Annotated in this window: 9 protein-coding genes; 8 read left to right on the forward strand and 1 reads right to left on the reverse strand. The window is 43.5% G+C overall.

Features of this window, described 5'->3' with window-relative positions; translation table 11 throughout:
- Positions 1–161: 161 nt before the first annotated feature.
- Positions 162–1,673, reverse strand: a complete 1,512-nt coding sequence (locus tag AC805_RS20360; protein WP_055077099.1) for an isochorismate synthase MenF — start codon at positions 1,671–1,673, stop codon at positions 162–164.
- 147 nt (positions 1,674–1,820) lie between these two features.
- Between AC805_RS20360 and AC805_RS20365 the strand changes: the two genes are divergently transcribed.
- From AC805_RS20365 to mnmG, 8 genes are all read left to right on the forward strand, one after another.
- Positions 1,821–1,964, forward strand: coding sequence for a hypothetical protein (locus tag AC805_RS20365; RefSeq protein WP_156341502.1), 144 nt, complete (start codon positions 1,821–1,823; stop codon positions 1,962–1,964).
- Positions 1,965–2,381: 417 nt separating this feature from the next.
- On the forward strand, positions 2,382–3,599 hold the full coding sequence (locus AC805_RS20370; protein WP_055077101.1) for a DUF3696 domain-containing protein: 1,218 nt from the start codon (positions 2,382–2,384) through the stop codon (positions 3,597–3,599).
- A gap of 25 nt (positions 3,600–3,624) precedes the next feature.
- Positions 3,625–4,107 (forward strand): hypothetical protein, encoded by a 483-nt coding sequence (locus tag AC805_RS20375; RefSeq protein WP_055077102.1) that lies wholly within the window; start codon positions 3,625–3,627, stop codon positions 4,105–4,107.
- 137 nt (positions 4,108–4,244) lie between these two features.
- Positions 4,245–4,763, forward strand: coding sequence for a glyoxalase-like domain protein (locus tag AC805_RS20380; protein WP_055077103.1), 519 nt, complete (start codon positions 4,245–4,247; stop codon positions 4,761–4,763).
- A 408-nt stretch (positions 4,764–5,171) separates the two neighbouring features.
- Complete coding sequence (locus AC805_RS20385) at positions 5,172–5,501, forward strand: DUF4926 domain-containing protein (protein ID WP_055077104.1); 330 nt, start codon at positions 5,172–5,174, stop codon at positions 5,499–5,501.
- Between the two features lie 154 nt (positions 5,502–5,655).
- Complete coding sequence (gene carA, locus AC805_RS20390) at positions 5,656–6,858, forward strand: glutamine-hydrolyzing carbamoyl-phosphate synthase small subunit (protein ID WP_082429584.1); 1,203 nt, start codon at positions 5,656–5,658, stop codon at positions 6,856–6,858.
- A 452-nt stretch (positions 6,859–7,310) separates the two neighbouring features.
- Positions 7,311–8,402 (forward strand): RuBisCO accumulation factor 1, encoded by a 1,092-nt coding sequence (locus AC805_RS20395; RefSeq protein ID WP_055077105.1) that lies wholly within the window; start codon positions 7,311–7,313, stop codon positions 8,400–8,402.
- Positions 8,403–8,679: 277 nt separating this feature from the next.
- A complete protein-coding gene (mnmG, locus tag AC805_RS20400; protein WP_055077106.1) occupies positions 8,680–10,614 on the forward strand; it encodes a tRNA uridine-5-carboxymethylaminomethyl(34) synthesis enzyme MnmG in 1,935 nt (644 codons plus the stop codon).
- Positions 10,615–10,775: the final 161 nt, after the last annotated feature.

Raw genomic sequence — 10,775 nt, forward strand, 5'->3', positions numbered from 1 at the left:
ATAAATTACCAAAACCCGTAAAGTTACGCCCCTACGAGGCTAAACTTTACGGGTTTTAGTTTGTAATTAATTATGCCTAGCTACTTAATTAAAGTACCTGTGGCTTCGACTGCGCTCAGCCAAAGAAGTCTGAGCGCAGTCGAAGCCAGATAAAATATAATTTACATTGCTCCTAATGCTTTTAATAAGGCGGCAAACTTGATCGTAGTTTCACTTTGCTCGTTCTCCACCTGCGAATTTGCGACAATCCCCGCACCAGCAAAAATCCTCGCCCGATCGCCTTGAATATATCCCGCTCGAATTCCCACGCCAAAAGTACCTTCTCCATTGCCATTTAGCCAACCGATCGGAGCTGCATACCAACCGCGATCGCAGGCTTCCCATTGCTGCATAAAGCAAACTGCGCGATCCCTTGGTTCGCCGCCGACAGCCGCTGTCGGGTGCAACTGTTGCAAAATATCGAGGGCAATTAGCCAGTCCGAATCATTGATTTGGGCAGTGATCGGCGTGTGCAAATGCTGTACATTCGAGAGCTTGAGCAAGCCCGTATTAACTTGGGGATCGATCGCTGCGCCCATGCTTTGTAAGCGATCGCAAATCGAACGAATCACAAATTGGTGTTCGCGCATATCCTTTTCACTATTGAGGAGATTCTCGCCCAACCTTCGATCTTCAGATACCGTCTTACCCCGCTCGATCGAACCTGCTAAAGCATCGCTCCGCAACCAAAAGCGATCGCCGTAGGACTTAAATTGCAATACTACTTCAGGAGTTGCGCCCAAAAATGTTTTGCCCAATCCATAATCCAACAAAAAGGAAATGCATTCGGGATATTCACAGCGCAAGACATGCAGCACTTGAAAAGGATCGAAATTCCGATCGGCCAACACATCCAATGCCCTAGCCAAGACGACCTTTTCAAAATGCCCTTGATGAATCAAAGTTAAAGCTCGTTCGACAATCTCCGTCCAAATCTGTTGCCCCTGTACCTCGACGATTTTGCTCACTTCATGAACTGTCGGTGCTTCGTAATGGGAACTTTCCTGTAAATACGATCGCATATTCTCTATCCGTTCGAGTACCTCATCGGCGCGATCCCAAGGCTGAATGTAATGATTTAGAGTTAAGGTACAAGTGCGCTCCTTATGGCGTACCATCCAACGGGGAATAAAAAAAAGTAGGGTGGGAAACTCTGTCTCTGGCAAAGAGTCCTGTGGGTAGTTATTGGCTTGTGCTAAATCCAACCAACTTTCAGAATTACTACCCTTGTGATAAAACGAAAAGGCTCCCACTATATGTATGGACATTTCCGATTGGACTAATTCCAGATTGGGATCTTGGGCAAGGATCGCATTGGCTAAATGGGTTTTGATAAATTTTTTGGCACAATCAAAGCGATCGCTTATATCATCATTGGGAACGGATACTTCTGCGACCGACCCCGCTGCCGCTAAGATCAGATTGGCGTGAGGTTGTTCCCAATAGAACTTTGGCTGTTGCACCTCAGCCTTACTTGCCAACAACAATAGAGGGTTCGCGCACTCCCAGATCTGGGAGTAACTAAATAAAATCGGCGATCCCTCGATCTGCGCCTTAGCGATCGCTTTAACAATCCAATCGTGCAGAGATTTAGAATCAATGCTGCTATAGGTGACACTCTGACGAACTTGCATGGTTATATTTTATAGCAGTCGTCAGCACAGTTAAGACCTAAATAAAACACGAAAGTTTATTTGCTAAATTTTCTCCATTCCTAACGATGGGTGGCACTTTGCGCCGCCACCCATCTTTGGCTATATTTGATAGTCAAAAATAGCGTTATGGGCAAATTATTCAATATTTCGATCTCGTTGATCGCTTCGATATTTGTGAAAATTATTAAACGTGACCTGACGGAAAAGATTGCCAAAATCCGTATCATCAGAAAGTTTTTGGTAAATATCAAAGCTGTTACAGTCTATTGAGGCTTTAGGTAACACAGGCTAGTGTTTGCTCTCGCTATGTTTACAACTCACTCAATAGATGTCCTCCTTAATCCCTCAAATGGCTGTAAGCACAATGCTGCTTTTGTCTCCTAGACGATCGCGATCAGGTCGTCAGAGTTTGGCGGGATCTAGGCTTAACTTGTCTACAAGTTGACTACGGCGATTTTTAAAGCTGTGATAATGTTTTAAAAATAACTAATTTAGGAAGGCTTAATTATTCGTAGGATGCGTTAGTGTAACGTAACGCATCAGTTAGGTAAAGGTGATGCGTTACGCGATCGCTAACCCATCCTACGTTTAATTTTAACTATGTATTTGTCTTTTGCTTAGTTGTTAAAGCGATCGCAAATACAAACAAAACTAATATCTCAAAATAGTCTTTTCAGAAAAACAACTATGCAAATTCATCGATTAGCTCTAAAAAACTTTAAATGCTTTAAAGAAGTAGATGTTTCCTTCTCAAAAATAACTTTGCTTACAGGCGAGAATAGTAGTGGCAAAAGCTCTTTAATATATGGAATATTATCACCATTACAAAGCCTGAATTTATACGGAAACTCTTTCCCATTGTATTTGTCATTTAATGGTAATTATGTAAATATGGGAGGATTTGAAGAGGTCTCATTTAATCACAATTCAAAGAATATCTTAATGATTGACTTAAGCTTGTCTTTTCAAAAGAATAATTATGAATTTAAAACATTTTGGTATTTTGATAAAATAAGCAATTCTCCTAAGTTTAACTATTTAAATATTCCAACAATAGGAGAAATAAAAAAGAGTGACATCGATTCGTCGTATGTTATCGATTATAAAAGACAAAATGGAATAAGATATTCTAATATTAATAATATTGGCAAGGAAAGCATTTGGCATGAATTTGAGATCTCCAACTACTTTGATGAAGTAAGTGAAGTTTCTGATAGTTTAAATAAATATTTAATTCATGATTTTAATTTTATTAGTGCATTTAGATCTCAGCCTGAGAGAACTTATTATCAATCATTATCAAGCAATAAAGTTGATAAATTTGGCGGTGGTTATATATATCAAATATTGGACTGGGGAGATAATCAATCAGAAGAACTATATGATTTAATTTCTATTCTTAAAGATTTAAATATAATTTATGATGTTAAACCTCATAAATTATCTGGTGGAAGATTTGACATAAGGGTTAAAGTAAAAAGCAAAAGCAAGTGGGAATCTTTAGCAGATGTCGGATTTGGAATTAGCCAGTTCTTGCCGATTATTGTTGCTGATTTACAGTTGTCAGATGATTCAACATTGATAATGTCTCAGCCAGAAATACATTTACATCCATCAGTTCAAGCTAACTTAGGTAACTACTTAGTAAAGCAACTTAAAGAGAGAAATAAAAACTATATTGTTGAAACTCATAGTGAGTATTTGCTAAATAGGATGAGATTGCTAATTGTTAAAGGAGAAATTCAGCCTGAAGATGTAGCAGTATATTATTTTGAAAATTCGATTAAAAATGGCAGCATCGCCCATCGGATTGAATTTACAAAAGACGGACAAATTTTAAATGCTCCCAAAGGATTCTTTGAGACATATATGATTGATACGATAGACATCGCTCTTAATGCTTGATAGATTTAACCTTTAAAAATTTCTAATGACTAGAAAAGACATCTTTATCGACAACAATATAGCAAAAAACTTCTCTAATCCTCTCGATCCTGAGTATAAGCAACTTATTAAATGGCTAATAGAATTTAATTCTGATCCCAAGAAGCATAAAAATAACGCTCACTTAGTTGTTTCACAAAAACTGATAGCCGAATATTACAGAACAATGGGACATGCAGCATCGGGCAATAATATTGCTGTGATTATTAATCTGTTAACTCAGCAAGGTCGGTTAAATCGAATTAGTAACGAACAGATCAAAGAATTTAAGCAAAAGTATTTTACGAATAAAGTAAAAAGGCGTTTAGTTTCTAATGAGGAAGATCGAGAGCATATCCCCGTAGTTTTATTGTCTGATCGCAAATATGCCCTGACCCTAGACGAAAAATTTACAGACGACCTCATAAACTTTCCAAGCTTTACCGCCACTGTAGGCAAAAAACCATCCGATATTCCCTACGATAAATGAGAGAGATAGTCAGCGCGAAGCACTGCCCATCTCTGTAGACACAAGGTAAGTTGTCAGATCGTGTAGTTTGTGACTTAAACCTATGATAGTTGCGTTAAACTAAAAAGCTAAGTCTCTTAATATGTAGTTGCTTTACGATGGAGTCACTGTTTTCTACTCAAGGCATCATGGTTATGCTGCTTGGTGCATACGCCGTTGCCATGTGGATGTTCCTCACCAGCGCACCAAAAGTACATACGATCATGGTTTCTAACCTCGATCAAGCGCGATATTTTTATGAAGGCGAGTTAAAACTGCCGATCGCCGATGTGCCGCTACATTATTACTACGGCTATGAATACGGCATGGGCGCACCTGCTGATCCGATTTATATTCCTGCTACCGCCCGAACTGCTAAATCCAAATATTCCGCAGATATGGAAGGCGCGTGGTATCAACTCAAGAAAAATGTGCAGTTGCATATCGTTCCTGGAGCAAATGCTACAGATAACGATCGCGGCAGACATATTTGCTTTAATCGCGACTGTGTCGAACAACTCCTGCTCCAGATCCAAATCAAAGGTGTCAAACATAAAGTCCGTAGCGAAAAACCCCTCAACTTCTTGGTTAAAGATCCCGATGGGCAGGTAATTGAAATCGCTGAAGTACTTAGCTAATCAAAAAAAAGAAGGCTCACTTAGCGAGCCTTCTTTTTTTATCTTGTGACCTAGATAACGTTTGGAATGGTTACTAAGTAGTTAGGCATAATTAAAGAACAAAACCAGAGAGCATACCGCCCGCTGCGCGGGCGGTATGCTCTCTGGTTTTAAGTTTACTTATGCCTAGCTACTTAGTGTTCAAAATAAGTATTTGATAGGAGGCTAAATATAACGATGTTACTTTCTGTTGATACTGCGATCGCCGAAGAAAAACTCACCAAATATCTGTTGGTGCTTCTGCCCAAAGATGACAAATCACAGTTTCTTCAGAAAGCTTGAAGTTACTACCATTTGGATGATTACAAATCAGCAAACAAAATTTGTTACATTAGTTCCTAAACGTTCTAGCGATCAGGAGGAATTATTATGAAGCCTAAATATCCTTTATTCTCTGAAGTCGTTTTATTACATGATATCCCGACCCATAACCTGAAACGTGGTTCAGTCGCGACTGTTGTAGAACAATATGTTGCAACTGAGCAACAGCAATATGGCTATAGCCTCGAAGGATTTAATGTCCCAAATGTGACAGTTGAAGTCGATGAATCTCAAGTCACCTCCACAGAGCAATGGCAAAAAGAGATGGAGATTTTAGAAAAACTTCATCGATTAAGTGTTGTAAAACTGGTTCATTTAGAGTCTTATATTGAAAAATTATTGAATGAAGAACTTACCGATTTGCCAAAAGTGTCTTAAACGTCATTAAGTTTAACGAATTTTGGCGTAGTGAAAATTTTTGGGGAGTGTAGATTTTAGACCTAAATATTCAGCAGCAAACCAACTAAAATCCACTCTTGTGACCTAGATAACGTTTAGAATGATCGCTATTGTCCAAAATAAGTATCTGATAATGGACAGCAACGAACGAGTATTTGAAGATATGGCAACAAAGCAAGCAGCAATTTTGGTCTTGGCAGATGGTACTTGTTACCGTGGCTATGCCTTCGGCGCATCTGGAACCGCGATCGGCGAAGTAGTATTTAATACTGGAATGACAGGCTATCAAGAGGTCATGACCGATCCCAGCTACCGAGGTCAAATTGTTACTTTCACCTGTCCCGAACTTGGTAATACGGGCATAAATCCCGAAGATGATGAATCCGATCGCCCACAGGTAGGTGGCATCATCGCTCGTAACATTACGGCAGTTCCCAGCAATTGGCGATCGCGTCAGTCATTACCCGATTACCTCAAGGCTCATAATGTCGTTGGCATTGCAGGTATTGATACTCGCGCCTTAACCCGCAAATTGCGATCGCTCGGCGCAATGAATGGCGGTATCTCTACGGAAATCCTCGACCCCGAAGTTTTGCTAGCCCAAGTCAAGGCTGCCCCCTCCATGCAGGGGCAAAACCTAGCCCAAGAAGCTTCCACCACCAAAATCTATGAATGGGCAGAAAAAACCCTGCCTGAGTGGGAATTTATCGAACCATCTCAGCTGACAGGGGAAGGATTAACTGTAGTAGCGATCGACTTTGGCGTGAAGCGCAATATTTTGCGTCGTCTTGCCAGCTATGGTTGTCGCGTGATCGTCGTCCCTGCGGATACTACTCCCGAAAAGATCCTCTCGTACAATCCCGATGGCATTTTCCTCTCTAACGGACCTGGCGATCCCGCCGCTGTCATGCAAGGCATTGAAACGGCAAAAGCCCTATTATCCGCAGACAAACCCATGTTTGGTATTTGCTTAGGGCATCAGATTTTAGGCTTATCGATGGGTGGTGATACCTTCAAGCTCAAATTCGGTCATCGCGGACTCAATCAACCCGCTCAAAACCAAGCCGAAAATGCCGATCGCCGCGTCGAGATCACCAGCCAAAATCATGGCTTTGCCCTCACAGATAATTCCTTTGACGAGTCTGCGGCGATGCTAACCCACATCAATCTCAACGATCGTACCGTCGCTGGTTTAGAACATAAAACCCTACCAATCTTCTCGGTGCAATATCACCCCGAAGCTAGCCCTGGCCCCCACGATGCCGATTATCTCTTCGAGCGTTTTGTGAACTCCATGCGCGAACATAAAAATAGTGCTAAGCAAGTCGCCGCTTAGGGATTTGCTATTAATTAAAGTATAGCTATAGCCAAATAAGTTAAGACATAAAACCCAGAAGAGTGTTGCGGCGCGAAGCGCCGCAACACTCTTCTGGGTTTAATTTTTGTCCTAACAAGACTGGCGGTAGCTATACCGCCAGTCTTGTTAGGACAAAATTAACCCCCAAGATCGTGTTGTCGCGCGGAGCGCGACAGCACGATCTTGGGGGTTATGTCCTGATACAGTTAGCGGTAGCTATATGTAACTTAGTGGGAAATTTCTAATCCGCAAGTGCCCTATACCAACTCACAAAAGTGTGACAACACTTTTGTGAATTAAACCCCAACCCCAGTTTTGAGATTCCCAAAATGGCAACGCTATGGGGCTAAAGCGCAACTTCTCAAACACGCTCTAAAGTGAGATGATATGAAGATAGAGAGATCTCGCTCATTTAACTTTGTATTACAACTATGCCAATCCCAGTACCCACAATTCCTACTGACTCTGAAGGACTTTTCAAACTCTTGCGCCATAAGGAAGGGACTTGGGTACAGTGGGGAATCGCTTGTCAAATGTTGCAAAAAATGGGAGAGAATTCCCTCGCAATTTTTGAAAATACGGGTTTTGAGCCGATCCAACAGAACCAGATAGTCGTGGCTTCTCAGGTCTATGCCAGTCTCCAAGCAGGAAATGCCGCCGCTATTGTATTGGCACATTTCGAGCAAAAGGGTAGCGATATTTTGAATGAGTTGCGCGTACTCAGCCAAAGCGAACGCGTGACCATGGCAACCTTTGCCCTAGAAAAGAACCTCGATGTTTTAGAAGCTAAGGATGTTGTCAAGGCTCTCAAAGAAGCTTCAAGCGTTGCCAATTTGCCAGAGGGATTTACGCGACATCCAGGGGATGCCGTCGTGTTGCAAGTCCTCAAGGCGGCGCAGGGTAAAATCGATCCGCAGGAGCGGACGAGATTGATCGCGAGGGGGTTACGCTTTGCCCATAGCGAAAAGGCAAGGGTGGCGATCGAGAGATTACTCATGGATATGGCAAATCCATCGAAAAAGAAAGCTCCTAACTTACCCAACTTCCGTTATGACGGTGAAGATAATATCCCTCGCATTCTTCCCGTTGCAGGCTATCTGCCATTAACGTTAGAAAAGTTTCGGTCAGTTCCGCAAGTGAGCGAGTTAGCGCCCTTTGGCATTGTCCGAGGTGAGGGTGCAGAGGCTTGGGCGACTCTCCCTGGATGGTTTGTGGTACATCAAGCCGAAGATGGAGTGATTGTGGCTTGTAACACCGATACTTTAAAGACCTCGATTAATCAAGAGGTCTTGAGTGCCTTGCGCGATCGCGCCGAAGATATTTTAGTACTGGTCGATCGCGCTCAACGGGAATGGGATGAAAACAGCTATTTTGCGATCGCTGGCGAAGATGGCAATCTCAAGTTTGCTTGGTTTGATTCGCCACCCGAGGTCGAACTCCTAGGTAAGGTGACCTTAACCTTGCGTCCCAAGCGATTCTTTGATGAAGATGCCTCTAAAGATCGCTGGCAGTTTGAGGAATAAGTTTGCTGGTCATTCTAAGGATGGGCGGCGCGAAGCGCCGCCCATCCTTACCTATTTAGCTCTACAAGTTTGTTTTATAGCCACAGTCACTTGACTGAGGACAAATCAAACCCCAAGAATTGATTGGCGGCGCGAAGCGCCGCCAATCAATTCTTGGGGTTTATGTCCTATTAGACTTGGCGACAGCTATATGGTATCGAAAAGTAAAAGGGGGGGCGATGCGTCACCTTTGCTTTTTAGATTAGAATAGGACTTTGTTGGTCGGGTCTGTCAGACAATGAGCGAGATGAAGGGTAATTTAATAAATTCAGCCAATCAAGTGCAATTTCTTGATGAGTTTGAAGCGATCGTTGTCGGTGCAGGTCATGCAGGCTGTGAAGCAGCCCTCGCCTCGGCAAGAATGGGTTGCAAAACCTTGCTCCTTACCCTCAACCTCGATCGCATTGCATGGCAACCTTGCAACCCTGCCGTTGGCGGTCCCGCCAAATCCCAACTCGTCCATGAAGTCGATGCCCTTGGCGGGGAAATTGGCAAAATTACTGACCGCACCTATCTCCAAAAAAGGATTCTGAATAGTTCGCGCGGACCCGCAGTTTGGGCGCTCAGAGCGCAAACCGACAAACGCGAATATGCCGCCGAAATGAAAACCGTGGTTGAAAACGAGCCAAATCTCTCCGTACGGGAGGGAACTGTAATTAACGTGTTGCTCGATAGTAACCAAGGAATTATCGGCGTAGAAACTCAATTTGGGGTGGGTTATGCCTGTAAAGCCGTCATCTTAACTACGGGCACTTTTCTCAATGGCAAAATCTGGGTGGGCAATCGCTCCATGTCTGCGGGGCGTGCGGGAGAATTTGCGGTCGCAGGGCTTACGGAAACGCTCAATGCTTTGGGCTTTGTCACCGATCGCTTAAAAACGGGAACGCCCGCAAGGGTCGATCGCCGTAGTGTGGACTACAGCCAAATGGAAGTTCAACCATCGGATACGGAGCAGAACTGGTTTAGTTTCGATCCTTCGGCATGGGTGGAGCGGGAGCAGATGAACTGTTACTTGACTCGCACTACCGCCGAAACCCATCGAATTATTCGCGAGAACCTGCATCTTACCCCCGTTTATGGTGGCTTCATTGATGCCAAAGGTCCTCGTTATTGTCCCAGTATTGAAGATAAAATCGTACGCTTTGCTGATAAAGATAGCCATCAGATTTTTATTGAACCCGAAGGTCGGGATATTCCCGAACTCTACATTCAAGGCTTTTCCACGGGAATGCCCGAGAACATTCAGTTGCAAATGTTGCGAACGCTGCCTGGGCTCGAAAATTGCCATATGCTTCGAGCCGCCTATGCCGTGGAATACGACTATATTCCTGCGACACAGTGCTATCCGACCCTGATGACAAAGCTGATTGAAGGGCTATTTTGTGCGGGACAGATCAATGGAACTACAGGCTATGAAGAGGCAGCAGCGCAGGGTTTAATTGCGGGTATGAATGCGGCTCTCTTTGCCCAAAAAAGAGAAATGGTCGTATTGCCAAGATCCAGTAGTTACATTGGTACGCTGATCGACGATCTTTGTACGAAGGAGTTACGCGAACCCTATCGAATGCTGACCAGTCGCTCCGAATATCGCTTGATATTGCGCTCGGACAATGCCGATCGCCGCCTCACCCCCATCGGTCGCGAGATCGGTCTAGTAGACGATCGCCGTTGGCAACTTTTCTGCGACAAACAAGATCGCGTTCATGCCGAAGTGGAACGCCTAAATGGAACTCGCGTTAAGGAAAAGGAAGAACTTGGGCAGAGAATCACCGCCGAGACAGGGGAAATGATTCGCGGAGCCATAACGCTTGCCGACCTGTTGCGTCGTCCTAAATTTAATTATGCGGAACTAATTCACTATGGGTTAGCCGATCCTCATTTAAATCGCTTTGAACGTCTCGCCGCCGAAATTGAAGTGAAGTATGTGGGCTATATTCAACGACAAGAGCATCAAATTGAGGAAGTTGCCAAACATAGCGATCGCGCTTTGCCAAAGGATATTGACTACAATGCGATCGCGACATTGTCCAAGGAGTCGCGGGAAAAACTGAGCAAGATTCGCCCGATGACTATCGGTCAAGCCAGTCGTATTGGTGGGGTTAATCCTGCGGATGTGAATGCCTTACTGGTTTATTTGGAAATCCAACATCGTTTAGCAGCAAAAGCAAAATAACATAAAACCTCAAATAGTGTTGCCGCGCTCCGCGCGGCAACACTATTTGGGGTTTTATAGATAATTCAAATAAAAACTACAGCTTCGACTTCGCTCAGCTAGCTTACACCGAGGGCTGAGCGAAGTCGAAGCCCGTCTACAAGTTATTTAAAACAACTATA

The sequence above is a fragment of the Pseudanabaena sp. 'Roaring Creek' genome, assembly GCF_001402795.1.
GTDB lineage: Bacteria > Cyanobacteriota > Cyanobacteriia > Pseudanabaenales > Pseudanabaenaceae > Pseudanabaena.